This is a genomic window from Zhongshania sp. (genome assembly GCF_029212375.1).
Classification (GTDB): Bacteria; Pseudomonadota; Gammaproteobacteria; order Pseudomonadales; family Spongiibacteraceae; genus Spongiibacter.
Genome location: NZ_JARGNU010000008.1, coordinates 115,060 through 127,942, shown reverse-complemented (window position 1 = coordinate 127,942; position 12,883 = coordinate 115,060). Strand labels below are relative to the sequence as shown.

General features: G+C 51.6%; 13 protein-coding genes. 4 read left to right on the top strand and 9 right to left on the bottom strand.

Annotation, left to right across the window (positions count from 1 at the left end):
* The first annotated feature begins 22 nt into the window (after positions 1 to 22).
* Together rimK and P1U47_RS10380 are read left to right on the top strand one after the other, a co-directional pair.
* On the top strand, positions 23 to 928 hold the full coding sequence (gene rimK / locus P1U47_RS10385) for a 30S ribosomal protein S6--L-glutamate ligase (protein ID WP_301028768.1): 906 nt from the start codon (positions 23 to 25) through the stop codon (positions 926 to 928).
* 9 nt (positions 929 to 937) lie between these two features.
* A complete protein-coding gene (locus P1U47_RS10380; protein WP_301028766.1) occupies positions 938 to 2,002 on the top strand; it encodes a succinylglutamate desuccinylase/aspartoacylase family protein in 1,065 nt (354 codons plus the stop codon).
* A gap of 59 nt (positions 2,003 to 2,061) precedes the next feature.
* Here the strand turns inward: P1U47_RS10380 and P1U47_RS10375 are convergent, their stop codons facing one another.
* Positions 2,062 to 2,724 carry a hypothetical protein gene (locus P1U47_RS10375; RefSeq protein ID WP_301028765.1) on the bottom strand — a complete coding sequence of 221 codons (663 nt, stop codon included), beginning with the start codon at positions 2,722 to 2,724 and terminating at the stop codon, positions 2,062 to 2,064.
* Positions 2,725 to 2,777: 53 nt separating this feature from the next.
* Positions 2,778 to 4,292, bottom strand: a complete 1,515-nt coding sequence (locus P1U47_RS10370) for a thrombospondin type 3 repeat-containing protein (RefSeq protein ID WP_301028763.1) — start codon at positions 4,290 to 4,292, stop codon at positions 2,778 to 2,780.
* A gap of 400 nt (positions 4,293 to 4,692) precedes the next feature.
* Between P1U47_RS10370 and P1U47_RS10365 the strand changes: the two genes are divergently transcribed.
* Positions 4,693 to 5,727, top strand: coding sequence for a helix-turn-helix transcriptional regulator (locus P1U47_RS10365; RefSeq protein WP_301028761.1), 1,035 nt, complete (start codon positions 4,693 to 4,695; stop codon positions 5,725 to 5,727).
* A 22-nt stretch (positions 5,728 to 5,749) separates the two neighbouring features.
* On the opposite strand, the gene P1U47_RS10360 is transcribed toward P1U47_RS10365, so the two are convergent.
* Positions 5,750 to 6,637, bottom strand: coding sequence for a LysR family transcriptional regulator (locus tag P1U47_RS10360; protein WP_301028760.1), 888 nt, complete (start codon positions 6,635 to 6,637; stop codon positions 5,750 to 5,752).
* Between the two features lie 138 nt (positions 6,638 to 6,775).
* On the opposite strand from P1U47_RS10360, the gene P1U47_RS10355 reads away from it, so the two are divergent.
* The gene (locus P1U47_RS10355) at positions 6,776 to 7,069 is read left to right on the top strand and encodes a hypothetical protein (protein ID WP_301028758.1); all 294 of its coding nucleotides are present in this window, start codon (positions 6,776 to 6,778) and stop codon (positions 7,067 to 7,069) included.
* A 241-nt stretch (positions 7,070 to 7,310) separates the two neighbouring features.
* Here P1U47_RS10355 and P1U47_RS10350 read toward each other — a convergent pair whose 3' ends face one another.
* From P1U47_RS10350 to ahpF, 6 genes are all read right to left on the bottom strand, one after another.
* The gene (locus tag P1U47_RS10350) at positions 7,311 to 7,604 is read right to left on the bottom strand and encodes a HigA family addiction module antitoxin (protein WP_301028756.1); all 294 of its coding nucleotides are present in this window, start codon (positions 7,602 to 7,604) and stop codon (positions 7,311 to 7,313) included.
* Positions 7,604 to 7,882 carry a type II toxin-antitoxin system RelE/ParE family toxin gene (locus tag P1U47_RS10345; RefSeq protein ID WP_301028755.1) on the bottom strand — a complete coding sequence of 93 codons (279 nt, stop codon included), beginning with the start codon at positions 7,880 to 7,882 and terminating at the stop codon, positions 7,604 to 7,606. The genes P1U47_RS10350 and P1U47_RS10345 overlap by 1 nt, the downstream gene beginning before the upstream one ends.
* Positions 7,883 to 7,963: 81 nt before the next feature.
* The gene (locus tag P1U47_RS10340) at positions 7,964 to 8,515 is read right to left on the bottom strand and encodes a sigma-70 family RNA polymerase sigma factor (RefSeq protein WP_301028754.1); all 552 of its coding nucleotides are present in this window, start codon (positions 8,513 to 8,515) and stop codon (positions 7,964 to 7,966) included.
* A complete protein-coding gene (locus P1U47_RS10335) occupies positions 8,508 to 9,329 on the bottom strand; it encodes a hypothetical protein (protein ID WP_301028753.1) in 822 nt (273 codons plus the stop codon). Before P1U47_RS10335 ends, P1U47_RS10340 begins: the two co-directional genes overlap by 8 nt.
* Positions 9,326 to 11,107, bottom strand: a complete 1,782-nt coding sequence (locus tag P1U47_RS10330; protein ID WP_301028752.1) for a von Willebrand factor type A domain-containing protein — start codon at positions 11,105 to 11,107, stop codon at positions 9,326 to 9,328. The genes P1U47_RS10335 and P1U47_RS10330 overlap by 4 nt, the downstream gene beginning before the upstream one ends.
* 162 nt (positions 11,108 to 11,269) lie before the next feature.
* The gene (gene ahpF, locus P1U47_RS10325; RefSeq protein WP_301028750.1) at positions 11,270 to 12,877 is read right to left on the bottom strand and encodes an alkyl hydroperoxide reductase subunit F; all 1,608 of its coding nucleotides are present in this window, start codon (positions 12,875 to 12,877) and stop codon (positions 11,270 to 11,272) included.
* Between the last annotated feature and the right edge of the window lie 6 nt (positions 12,878 to 12,883).

Genomic DNA, 12,883 nt, shown 5'->3' with positions numbered 1-12,883 from the left:
GATACAAACGAGAAACCGTATCATGAAAATTGCCATACTGTCGCGTAACCGACGCCTCTACTCTACCCGCCGTCTCGTTGAAGCGTGTACCGAACGCGGCCATGAAGTACGCGTGCTAGACACCCTAAAGTGCTATATGGAATTGAGCTCACACGAACCAGTGGTGTGGTATAAGGGCGAAAAACTCGAAGGCTTCGACGCCATAATTCCCCGTATTGGCGCCTCAATCACCCCTTATGGCCTCGCGGTTATTCGCCAATTTGAAATGTTGGGCACCTACAGCCTCACCGAATCCGTTGCACTCGGCCGTTCACGCGACAAACTGCGCGCCCTGCAACTGCTGTCACGTAAAAATGTGGGCATGCCCATTTCAAGCTTTGCCCACGACGTTCACAACACCAAAGAACTCATCAAACTGGTGGGCGGCGCACCCGTGGTAGTCAAGCTGCTGGAGGGCACCCAAGGCCGCGGCGTGGTGTTAGCCGAAACCGCTAAAGCGGCCGAGAGCGTTATCGACGCCTTCCGCGAGTTGAAGGCAGACTTCCTCGTACAAGAATTTATTAAAGAAGCTGGCGGCGCCGATGTACGCTGCTTTGTTATTGGCAAAAAAGTGGTTGCCGCCATGCAACGCACCGCTGCCAGTGGCGAGTTCCGCTCCAACTTACACCGCGGCGGCACTGCCGAGTTAACCCGTCTCACCCCGGCAGAACGCGCCACTGCAGTTAAAGCCGCGCAAATTATGGGCCTCAATGTTGCCGGTGTAGATATTTTGCGCTCGGCCCGCGGCCCGCTGGTCATGGAAGTAAACTCATCACCAGGCTTAGAAGGTATAGAAACCGCCAGCAAGAAAAATGTTGCCGCTGAAATCATCAAATTTATTGAAGAAAACGCCGGCCCGAACAAAAATAAGACTCGTGGCACAGGTTAAGAGTAACCCATGAAGAAACTCACCATCGCCGGCACCGACATCCCCGTCGGTAGCCGCACCCAAATAGAATTACCAGTAGCGCAGCTTTATACCAACACTGAACTGTCGATGACCGTTAAAGCGATTCGCGGCCGTAAAGAGGGGCCAACCCTGTTTGTTAGCGCCGCGATTCACGGCGACGAGATCAATGGTGTTGAAATTGTGCGGCGCCTATTGCAACACAAGGCCCTGCGCTCCCTGCGCGGCACCTTGCTGGCCATACCCATTGTGAATGTACACGGCTTTCTCAATAACAGCCGCTACCTGCCCGATGGCCGAGATCTAAACCGTTCCTTTCCCGGCTCGCCCAAAAGTTCGCTGGCAGGGCGCATGGCGCACACCTTTCTCAACGAGGTAGTACTGCAATGCACCCACGGTATCGACCTGCACACCGGCGCTCGGCACCGCAGTAATCTGCCCCAAATCCGCGCCGATATTAAAGACGAATCGACCCGCGCCATGGCCGAGAGCTTTGCCGCGCCAGTCATTCTGCATTCGGCAACCCGAGATGGCTCACTGCGCGAAATCGCCAGCAATCACAATATTCAGGTTCTACTATACGAAGCGGGTGAAGCGCTGCGCTTTGACGAAGTGGCCATTCGCGCGGGAGTGAGCGGCATTATTAACGTGATGCGGCATATCGGCATGTTGCCGCCCTCGCGCAGTAAAAAGCCCAAGCGCAGCAGCATGATTACCGGTCAATCTACTTGGATACGCGCCAATAGCAGCGGTGTATTGCGGGCGCTAGTGCCGCTAGGTGCATTTGTAACCAAGGGCGATGTACTCGCGCTTATTTCCGACCCCATGGGCAATAGCAGTTCAGACGCCAAAATCCTCGCCAGCGACGACGGCATTGTTATTGGCCGCACGTTTTTGCCACTGGTATACGAAGGTGATGCCTTATTCCATATCGCAAAATACAAAGCCAACATCAGTGAGGCACTTGAACAGGTTAACGCGTTTAGAGAAGAGTTTGAGCCAGAGGGGTATTCCACCTCAGACGATTATGACGACCATCCGCCTATTGCAGGGTAAACCCAAAAGTAGCACCAGTGAGTTTTAAGCCCTGGTGCCACCCATTACCCCACACCGAGTTATTCTGTGCGAATCCCTATAACCAACTCTGTATAGGATGATTTACCTTTTGAGCCATCATCAAAAGTTGTATTGAAAGCCTCTATAGACTGCGCCAAAATTACGGAGCCATTTGCACTTACGATGAAATCGACAGTAGACGTGCCCCCGTCATCCGGGAAAGCCACACTCACAATATTTCCAGATTGAGTGTAGGTTATCGCGCTTAAACCTAAATCATCTCCACCATGATTTTCCAGATGATTTCCTGGCAGGTTAGCCTCGTAAACGTGGTCGCCAGTAACAACGAAACTCCCACCCGAACCCTCAGCATCAAAGCTTAAAGAGCCCGCTATACCGCCATTGCTAATATTCGTGAAATCGTTATCGTCATTCGCATGATAACCATCAGCGCTGCCTACCGCGATTTCGCTATTCAAGGTGCGAATTTGAAAACTTCCCCCCGCAACAGAAGCATTAACTTGTGTGCTCTCCAAATTACTGATCCGCTCCGCATTGTCATTAATAGCCGCAATGAGCGCCTGAAAAGTTGCATTAACCTCACCGGCCTTAGCGGCTGTGCCCGCGGTAAAAGTTGTTACATCCCCTGCCGCAACTTCGCCAGCAAACAAACTGGGCGTCACAACACTGAGTACCGCGGCCATTAAAATATGCTTTTTCATTTTATCTTCCTCTAAAAAATCGTTAACGAGTGTCTAAATAATCCGAGGCGAAGCTACTGCCAGTTCGCATCATCCCAGTTGAAGCTGCCCCACACCGCCGCAGACGGCTGTGGATCTGGGGTGTCGCAGACGTCACCCACATCGTCATCATCACTGTCGGCCTGATCTTCATTGGCTGTGACGGGACAGTTATCCACACTATTTTCAACGCCATCGCCATCTAGATCGGTATCAGTATTGTCTCCCTGGCCATCGTTGTCGGAGTCCACCGATTCACTTTCATCAAGAGGGAAGGCATCGTCAACGTCTGGGACTTCATCACCGTCATCATCTAGGTCTGCGTTATTGCCAATGCCATCTTGGTCGGTGTCGACTGATTCACTGGCATCGTTAGGAAAGTCGTCATCGGCATTGGCTACGTCGTCACCGTCGCGATCGGCATCACAAACATCACCTACACCATCCTCATCAAGATCCCCTTGCTCGGGATTGCCCACAGACACGCAATTATCAATGCTATCTGGTATCCCATCAGCATCTACGTCTGGTGACGCCTTTGCGGGTTCAGGGTTAGCAGTAACCGTTCCGGCAGCAATAGCCGAACTGTCTACCGCAGAACCCGTTGCGCTCTGCTCAGCCACCAGCACAGATTCAATATCAGCAATTGAAATTTCAGTGCCCGGCACCTTTAGTGTGGCGGGGTCCACCGTGACTAAAGCAAGCAAATCACTGATATCGGCGAAAGCCGAAATTGCCTCACTCCCTGCTGCGCCATCTATTACGTCATCACCTAGGTCGGCAGCAAGTGCAGCCAACAGCGAATCGGTGGTTTGCTGAGAGGCCGCATTATTGGCAATCGCATCGTCTTTCATAGTGATTAATATCGCGCTCAGCGCTTCGATCGCCCCGCGATAAGTAATTGCCTGTACCTGCGCGGCCGAGCTTGTCGTTGCTGCGGTTAACAATGGCGGGGTGGTGTTAAGATCGGTGTCTATTGCTAAACCAAAGCCCAAAGTTGCAAGTACTTTTTGTGAGGCCAAGCCAAAGGCATTGCTAAACTCAACTTCACTAATACTGCCGTCGCCATCGCCACCGTATGCAGCCGAGTCGGCATTGCTAACGGCCAGTTCATAAGCAAGCGAGGTGAGTGGCGATGGGTAAATCGGCCCAGCGGCCAATACATCTGGGCTCGCAACTACTGTTCGAAATACCGATATCGCTGGCGTTAAACCGGTATTTAAATCGCTCGTTTGCTGGTTTGCCTGAACTTCAATAATAACGGGGCCGCTATAATCGCTAGGGATACGCAAACCAGCGATATTGGCTTGCGCATTGGTTGTGCCACTCGCCAACAAGCTGCCTTTCAATAGAGTGCCACTCGCGCTGTAGCGATAGGCCAGCACATCGGCATTCACCATCGGCCCCTTAACGGGGGTTCCGGAAACATCAATGCCATTATTCGCGGCAGAACCGCCACCTCCACCGCCGCCACAGGCCACTAACAACACCGATGACAATGTGACACTCAGCAAGCGTGTATTGGCTGGTTTCTTTAATATTGCTTCCATACGTCTACCCTTGGTACGCGCTGCGTAGATCGCTAAATCTACGCTCTTTATCGTTGTATGAGGGGTAGCATCCTTGCTTTGAGCGCTGCCTAAGCAGCATATCCGTCCCTCCACTTATCAAGCCAGCATCATCAAGATGTTTACACTTCCCTGTGTACCAACAAGCCCCCTCAATGCCAGCTAGAATTGCTCACGCGATAATCTAACGGTATAGTTTATTTAACGCCTCCCCTAGATTGGGGGGATGCAACGGACAGCAGCTGTAGCGACCCCCAGGAAGTGAGTTAAAAGTTGTGGGGACAGCCAACAATAAATAATGCAGAGCAGTAAATTATCACAGCTAATTGGCGAGCTTTATCGACACGCCCACCAAGCCGACGGATGGATGGCTTTTTTTACCATGTTAGAGACCGAAATTCCGTCGCGCTCCACAACACTGATGTTTGAAGAAATTCAAACCCACGCGACCGACATCGTTTTATCACGGCATTTGAACGATGACGAGCTGCAAGTCTACGGCGAGCACTATATTCACACCGACGTCTGGGCAGAGGCCATGACCAAGTATTCACCCTTTCAGTTTCATAGCAGTGATGCGGTGCCAGATAGGCATTTTCTGTCTTCAGAATTTTACGCTGACTACACCAAACCTTTAGATATCCGCTATGCCTGTGGCGCCTACATCGAAGATCCAAAAATTGGCCACGCATTTCGCGTCACCATTCAGCGCGGCCATCAACACAAGCCCTTCCGCAGCGACGAACTTGAAACCCTCAACCTCTTTGTTCCCCACTTACAAAATGCGCTGGCGATTTACAAACGCAATATTGCCTTAGAATCATTACAAAGCGGCTTCGACTCGATCACCAATATCATAGACTGTGCAGCTTATCTGCTGCGTTCAGACGCCCACATCATTTCTCAAAATGACTTAGCAGAAGAATTGCTACGCCAAGACGTGGCGTGTATATCTGCAGGAAAATTATTTTTTCGGCCCCATAAGTTGCGTAACACCATTGACCAACTTATGGGTAACTTGCAGGATTTTACCGATAACCGCTCAGCATCCTGCCGCAATTATGCACGTACCGACCAGTATCAAATCAGTGTAGAACCACATCTACTACCCGGCCTTATTCCCGGAACAGAGGAGCTTGGCGTACTCCTGCAAATAAAAAATATCGACGCCAATGTGGATATTGATTTGGCGGGACTGGAAATTTTATATCATTTAACAAGCACAGAAGCAGGCGTTACTCGCTTGCTATGCAAGGGCCTAGTTGTTAAAGAAATAGCCGAGGCCATGGGCGTAAAAGAAAGCACCATACGCTCGCACCTTAAAGCGATTTACTCAAAAATTGGGGTGCGCTCGCAACCAGAGTTACTCAGCAAAGTCATGGCATCGCTAGCCAGAACCCAAGTAGATATCGTTTAACATTACTTTTAAATAAAATACCTCACAAAGCAGACTGCGACTCGAATCGCTCAACTAAGGGCTGCAGATAGTCCAGCATAAAGTCGCGAAAGATTCGAATTCTGGCCGTGGTGCGCAAATCGAGATTCGTCAGCAACCAAAAACCCATCGGCTCCATAACACCCTGCGCCGGAATTTTTACTAAATCGGGATCACTATTACCCAGCGAACAGGGTATTTCACCAAAACCGCTGCCCTGCCTAACCAAATCATAAATCACATTCAAAGAGTTAGAGCGATAGCGAATCGGCATATCGGGGTAGCTTTGCCGCAGCCATTCGGGAATTGCCTTACCGTCTAACATCCACGAAATGGCGCCCACATCGCCGCGCCCCGCCATATAGTCTTCCCACGCGCTTTTAGTGGCATAAACCCCATAATTGAAATTAGCTATTTTCTTGCCGACCACATTCGGCGGCGGATTATTGGTAGTGCGAAAAGCAATATCCGCCGCATGCACCGACAAATCCAAGGCTTCTTCCGACGCCAATAATTCCACATGAATACTGGGGTATTTTTCGCCGAAGGCTTTCAGGCCCGGCAACAAAATGCGCTGAATACACACATCCAGCGCCGTAATCCGCAGCGTGCCGCTAAGGTCCTTACGGTCGGCATGCACACTGCGCTCTATGGCGCTCGCGGCCTCTTGCATCTGCTCCAGATTGGGCAGAATAGACTCCCCCACTGGGGTCACCGACCAACCCGAGGTAGAGCGATCAAACAAAGACGCGTGCAGGGTTTTCTCCAACGCGCTTATACGCCGAGACACCGTGGTGTGATTAACACCCAGCTTCTTCGCCGCGGCTGTCACCGAACCCTCTTGGATCACTGCCAAGCAGTAATGCACATCACTCCAATCCATCGCCTGCATATTTGCACCATACATGTGTGTTTTTGGCTATTTACCATTATATACGCACAACCTACACTGGCCACGTTACCAATACAAAACAAATTGTTACCAAATTACCTGCCACAGCAGAAACCACACTGACAAGAGAATGCCATCATGAAAACAATCCAACACATACTGCTTACCTTTGGTCTAGTCATCGGCGCACTAAATAGCGCCCATGCCGGCGAAGCCACCAAAGACTTGGTTGCCGCGTGCAAAAATAGCACCATGGAAAAATTCAGCGAAAATGACGACACTACCCGCACGCGTTTCAAAGGCATTAGCGGGCCATCAAACTCCCGCAAAGTACAACTGTTAGTATTGCCGAAAGACCAAGCAAACTACCGCGCAGAATGCTTTATAGATGCAAAAACCCAAGAGGTACTCAGCATTGAAAAGCTAGGTTAAACGGTTAAGCATTTAAAAGGCGAGCGCTCGCGGGCCCTCGCCTTTTTTGTGGATATATTTATAGACGCGCTAAGTGACTATTTCGGTTTGGGATTAGTGCTGATGTTGGCTGGTACTGTTTAAAAAGCGGGCCGTAAAAAATCGCGAACTAGATGGAAGTCTGGAAGTTGTTACACAGCATCAACGCCACCAAAATTTGCTGACTGAAGCGCAGCGTAAGGTGGTCAAATTGACGGCCTTGTTACGCAGCACTTAGGTCAAGGGGGAAGACGTTGGTCAGCTTTGTCTGCTTTTTAGCAAGTGCCAAATCGTAGTTATCCTGCATGGCAAGCCAGCTTTCTGGGCTACGACCCAAAGCTTTAGAAAGCCTTAGCGCCATTTCCGGACTGATACCACTCTGACCCTTAATGACTCGATTAAGAGTAGAGGCCGCTACATCAAGATGTTTTGCAAGATTGCGGCAGCTAATATCAAATGGCTCCATGTAAGTTGCTTGAATAAACTCACCTGGATGAGGGGGGTTATGCATACTCATTAGTGATAATCCTCATAATTAACGATATAAACATGGCCTTCTACAAACTCAAAAGTTACACGCCAGTTACCATTTACGGTGATAGACCACAGGCCTTTTCGGCTACCTTTTAACGCGTGCAACCGGTAACCTGGGATGTCCAAATCTTCAATACAATGGGCAGTATCTAAAGCCGCGAGCCGCATCCTTAGCTTGGTGGCGTGAGTAGCTTGAATGCCCTTTTTAGTTCCGGTGTTGTAGAACTTTTCTAGGCCTTTGTGCTTGAATGATTTGATCATGCGTAGAGTGTAGCACGTTGCGCAACACCGTCAACACGAGTAACACCCAAAACAGCGGCGCATTTATACATTCTCGATTGTTCACCCCACCAAACACTGGTCTATATAGGCTCGTAACCGCGACCTTATTTGCGACATAAATTCTCGGGTAGCGCCGTAACTGCGGCCGAGTAATTCTGCTACTGAGCGCAGGTCTAGTTCATCATCAATCACCCACGACAGTGCTTGGGCGCCTTCGGGGTAGTCTCGGGTAAACACCGACATTTGGCCGGCGATACAGGCTTGCAGCCGCGCTTCGTCGTAGTTTCCAGATTCGATCTCCCAGTTATCGTCATAGGTTTCTGTATTTTCTTTACTCGCTTGTCGGTAGCGATCCGCCAATTTTGAGCGCACAACTGACCACAGCCACCCTCGCCCTTGCCCACTCGGAGTGAAGCCATCGCAGCGTTTAATAAAAGCGAGAAAGATGTCGTGCATCAGGTCTTCTGACTCTGATTCTGGCACACCACGGAGTTGTAAGAAGCGGGTAAATTTTCCAGAAAATTCTGTATAGAGCTGGGTTACGGCGTGTTTGCGCTGGGCACCTCCGGCCTGAAGATCCACAATAAGCGCGTCGACCTCGGCATTATTCATTGCGGTCACCGCGCTGCGCGTCGACTAGCTCTAATTCAATATCAATTCGCTGAGCAATTGGCCACAGTTTATTCCGCTCAAACTCTGGCAAGGCTTTCTGCCAGCGCTGCGCATCTGCTTCGCTATTAAGCTGCAATAGCCAATGACCGGCGTTGGCGCCCTGTTTTAACGAGATACCCTCACCGGCAAGTTCGCTTAGCGCCTGCCACTGTTTGTCAGTTACCACTAGGCGGTGTGCGACGACGCCCCCTTTCTGACGGGCAGCCTGCTGTTGTTCATTCGCTAGCGGCGCCGCGGCAACGCGATCGCGTTTCGCCATTGCGCTGCTCATTTCAGCCGCTTCGTTTTTAGCAGCATCCGCCAGATACTGCTCGCCAGACATTGCCTCGGCCCTCGGTTCGATCATCTCCTCTTCCGCTATGTCTTTACGCATTTGTGGCGAGGCGGCCATCATCTTAAATTGCGCAGAGTCCGAATCGGCTGCACTGCGCAGCGCCTGCCGTGTTGGCCCCTTGAAGACCGACAGATCGAGCATAATCGCTACGCCAAGCAATACCGCCGCGGCATAGCCGTAGCGATGTAAATTTCGGCCACGTTTGACCTTAGGCTGTTGATACTTAGCTTGTTGGTAAAGGCCTTCTTGCTCGATACGTCGATGCAGGCGCTGCAGTGCCAGCTGGTCTAGCTCGCTAGACTGCTGCGACGCGCTCAGCCCAGACTTGATTGCGGCCATAACCGCTTGTTCTCGAGCTGACTCACACTCGCTCGGATTTTTAAGCTGGGTGAGCCAGTCTTCAATATTTTTTTCTTTCACTCTTGGGCGATCCTAGTAGTGGTAAGCCTTTCGATCAGACCAATAAATTCGCTGCGTTTGTCGTCTGGCATATGCGGCAATACCGCTCTGGCGCGGCGCAAGGCTGCCGCGTAGCTGGCTGAACCAGCATGCTCAGACTGCGACAGTACCAAGCTAAACTCCGCAACGGCTGAAGCCCAACGCAAATCAGCGGTAGCGGATTCAATCGCCTTAGCCTGTGTTGTCATAGCATGCGCAAATTCAATGCCTTTGTCGCCATCTGGCTGCTTGTAGCGAATTTTGACAAAGCCTAACTCCATTGCCTGACTTCCCTTGCTGCGAACTGTTGGGTAGCGACGTTCAATATCTGGCGCGGTGCCGTTACCAGTGGGAATGATCTCGTAGAGCGCAACCACCGAGTGGCCTGCGCCGATTTCGCCAGAGTCCTTTTTGTCGTCCCGAAAATCTTCGGCGTTCATCACTCTAGATTCATAGCCTAACAGCCGGTATTGCGCTACCGCCGCTGGATTAAACTCCACCTGCACTTTCACGTCTTTAGCCGCAATGTGGAGGGTGCGGCTTAGCTCGGAGCCAAACAAGCGCTGGGCTTCGGCGTCGGAATCCAAATAATGCGCAACGCCGTTACCGGCCTCGGCCAAGACCTGCATTTTCGCGTCTTGGTAATTGCCGGTACCCATGCCAATCACCGACAGAAATACGCCGCTGGCGCGCTGCTTCTCGATCATTGCTTTTAGCTCGCCGTCGCTGCTGGCGCCAACATTAAAGTCGCCGTCGGTGGCGAGAATCACTAGGTTAGTCGACTTGCTATCAAATTGTTTGCGGGCAACATCGTAGGCCAAGGCAATGCCTGCACCACCGGCGGTAGAGCCACCTGCACTAAGATTGGCCAAGGCCCGCTGAATACGATTAGATTCGGTAACTGGCGTGGGCGGCAATACTACTCCGGCACTCCCCGCGTAAGTCACAATCGCAACCTGATCATCTTGCTTTAAATTCGAGAGCAAGGTTTGAAAGCTGCGGATCAGTAGCGGCAATTTATTGGGGCTATTCATAGAGCCCGAGGTGTCGAGTAAAAATGTGATGCGTGCGCCGCGCTCACTGCTAGCGGTGGTGTCCACCGCCTTCACGCCGATCATGGCAATGCGGTGGGCGGGGTTCCACGGCGCTACGGCGTAATCTGACATCACCGCAATAGGATGCTTGCCTGTTGGCGCAGAGAAGTTGTAATCAAAATAATTTACCAGCTCCTCTAATCTTACACTAGCGGGGACGGGGATTTGGCCGTTATTGATTTGACGACGCATATTTGCGTAACTCGCCGAATCTACTTCTAGCCCAAAGGTGGATAGCGGCGATAGCGCCACCGACAAAAAGCGGTTCTCGGTTTTGGCGGCATAGCCTTCTCTATCTCGCGGGGCAATGCTCATTGGGAAATCCGTATCCGCAATAAAATGAGATCGCTGCCTGACCAGCATGGCGGACTCCTTTATTTGCTTAGCATGCGCAGCCGCTGCCTGAGCGCCAGCAAAATGCTCCGCAAGCATCTTTTCAGATGCCGGTTTGGGGGCTGGCAGGCTAATAGCAGATGTATAGACCTCGTCCTTTACCGCATTCCGCTGCGGCTCAGCGGGCTCGTTTATCGCGTGGTGTTCGAATTTATTTGGGGCTTGGGTTTCTGAAGCGCCCTGATTTTCTAAGAGTGGATCTTGTGGCCCTCGTAAAAATATAAAAGCTATCGCAAAGATAAAAAGCAATGACAAGCTGGCGGCGTATTTCATGTGGTTCTCCATGTGTCGCAAGATAGGTTTTGCTAATCGTCATATCTATAAACGCGCCGCCAAGGCAATTGTCAGGGTATTCGCTAAAATATTTTTTGGTGGAGTTCAGGCAAAAAAAAGCCCCTCGGTGAGGGGCAACAGGGCGTTTAGATCAAATAGAGGTTAAGCAGCTTGGTTTGCACCTTGGTTTGCCACTTGCTCGGCGCTGTTTTCCAACACCGGCTGGCGAATCAAGTAATCAAAGGCGCCCAAGGCGGCGGTTGCGCCACTGCCCACTGCAATTACAATCTGCTTAAAGGGCGTGGTGGTGACGTCGCCAGCGGCAAACACACCGGGCACCGAGGTTTCACCGCGCGCGCCAATTTCAATTTCGCCGCGCGGGCTAAGGTCTACCACCCCTTTTAAAAACTCGGTATTGGGCACCAAACCAATCTGCACAAAGATACCCGCCAGACTAATGGTTTTGGTCTCGCCGCTTTGGCGGTCGGTATACGCCAAACCAATCACTCGGTCGCCGTCACCCAGCACTTCGGTGGTTTGGGCGCTGGTGATAATATCGACGTTCTTTAGTGAGCGCGCCTTGCGCTGCAAAACCTCGTCGGCGCGCAGCTTGTTGTCAAACTCCAACACCGTGACGTGCCCGGTGATTCCCGCAAGGTCGATGGCGGCCTCAATACCCGAATTACCACCGCCAATCACCGCAACCGATTTACCTTTAAACAGCGGGCCGTCGCAGTGCGGGCAGTAGGCCACGCCCTTACCACGGTATTCTTGTTCGCCAGGCACGTTCATTTCGCGCCAGCGAGCACCGGTCGCCAGCAACACCGAACGGCTGCGCAATACCGCGCCACCCTCGACACTGATCTCGATGCTGCCGTCGTCAGCTACCGATAAGCCGCTAGCTTGGTGGCCCGCCATAATATCCACATCGTAAGCACCAACGTGGGCCTCGAGATTGGCGACCAATTTAGGCCCTTCGGTTTCGTTCACCGAAATAAAGTTTTCGATACTCACGGTATCCAATAATTGACCGCCAAATTTATCGGCCAACACGCCTGTGCGAATTCCTTTACGGGCCGCGTAGATTGCCGCCGAGGCGCCAGCGGGGCCACCGCCAACCACTAACATATCAAATATGTCTTTCTCGGCGAGTTTTTTAAGGCTTCTCGCACCGGCGTTTTTGTCCATCTTCTTTAAGATATCGGCCAAGCTAATACGACCCTGAGAAAACTGTTGGCCGTTCATAAATACGGTTGGCACCGCGAGCACTTTTCGCGCTTCCACTTCGTCTTGGAACATCGCGCCGTCGATCATTTCATTGCGAATCTGCGGGTTGATCGCCGCCATCATATTTAGCGCCTGAACCACCTCGGGGCAGGTCTGGCAGCTCAAAGAAATGTAAGTCTCAAAACGGTATTCGCCGTCAAGATTGCGCACTTGTTCAATCAACTCTTTATCTATTTTCATGGGGTGGCCGCCGCTGTGCAGCACCGCCAACACCAATGAGGTAAATTCGTGACCAAGCGGCACGCCAGCAAACCGCATCTCGGTGCCACTGGCCACGGAACGCACGCCCATTGCTGGCCGACGCGCTTCGTGATCTTCCCCCTGAGCCAGCGACACCAGCGGCGATAGCGCAGACACCTCGTTCATCAGGATTTCAAGTTCCCAGGATTTATCTTGGCCATCGAGATACGCGACCAGCTCTACCGGTGTTTTTAGATTTTGGAGGTACGCCTCCAACTGGGTTTTCATTTTCGCGTCTAACATGGTGAC

Bases quoted from the DNA above. Each gene is read 5' to 3' on its own strand.
- rimK (WP_301028768.1), top strand. From the start codon at position 23: ATGAAAATTGCCATACTGTCGCGTAACCGACGCCTCTACTCTACCCGC.
- P1U47_RS10380 (WP_301028766.1), top strand. From the start codon at position 938: ATGAAGAAACTCACCATCGCCGGCACCGACATCCCCGTCGGTAGCCGC.
- P1U47_RS10375 (WP_301028765.1), bottom strand. From the start codon at position 2,724: ATGAAAAAGCATATTTTAATGGCCGCGGTACTCAGTGTTGTGACGCCC.
- P1U47_RS10370 (WP_301028763.1), bottom strand. From the start codon at position 4,292: ATGGAAGCAATATTAAAGAAACCAGCCAATACACGCTTGCTGAGTGTC.
- P1U47_RS10365 (WP_301028761.1), top strand. From the start codon at position 4,693: ATGTTAGAGACCGAAATTCCGTCGCGCTCCACAACACTGATGTTTGAA.
- P1U47_RS10360 (WP_301028760.1), bottom strand. From the start codon at position 6,637: ATGCAGGCGATGGATTGGAGTGATGTGCATTACTGCTTGGCAGTGATC.
- P1U47_RS10355 (WP_301028758.1), top strand. From the start codon at position 6,776: ATGAAAACAATCCAACACATACTGCTTACCTTTGGTCTAGTCATCGGC.
- P1U47_RS10350 (WP_301028756.1), bottom strand. From the start codon at position 7,604: ATGAGTATGCATAACCCCCCTCATCCAGGTGAGTTTATTCAAGCAACT.
- P1U47_RS10345 (WP_301028755.1), bottom strand. From the start codon at position 7,882: ATGATCAAATCATTCAAGCACAAAGGCCTAGAAAAGTTCTACAACACC.
- P1U47_RS10340 (WP_301028754.1), bottom strand. From the start codon at position 8,515: ATGAATAATGCCGAGGTCGACGCGCTTATTGTGGATCTTCAGGCCGGA.
- P1U47_RS10330 (WP_301028752.1), bottom strand. From the start codon at position 11,107: ATGAAATACGCCGCCAGCTTGTCATTGCTTTTTATCTTTGCGATAGCT.
- ahpF (WP_301028750.1), bottom strand. From the start codon at position 12,877: ATGTTAGACGCGAAAATGAAAACCCAGTTGGAGGCGTACCTCCAAAAT.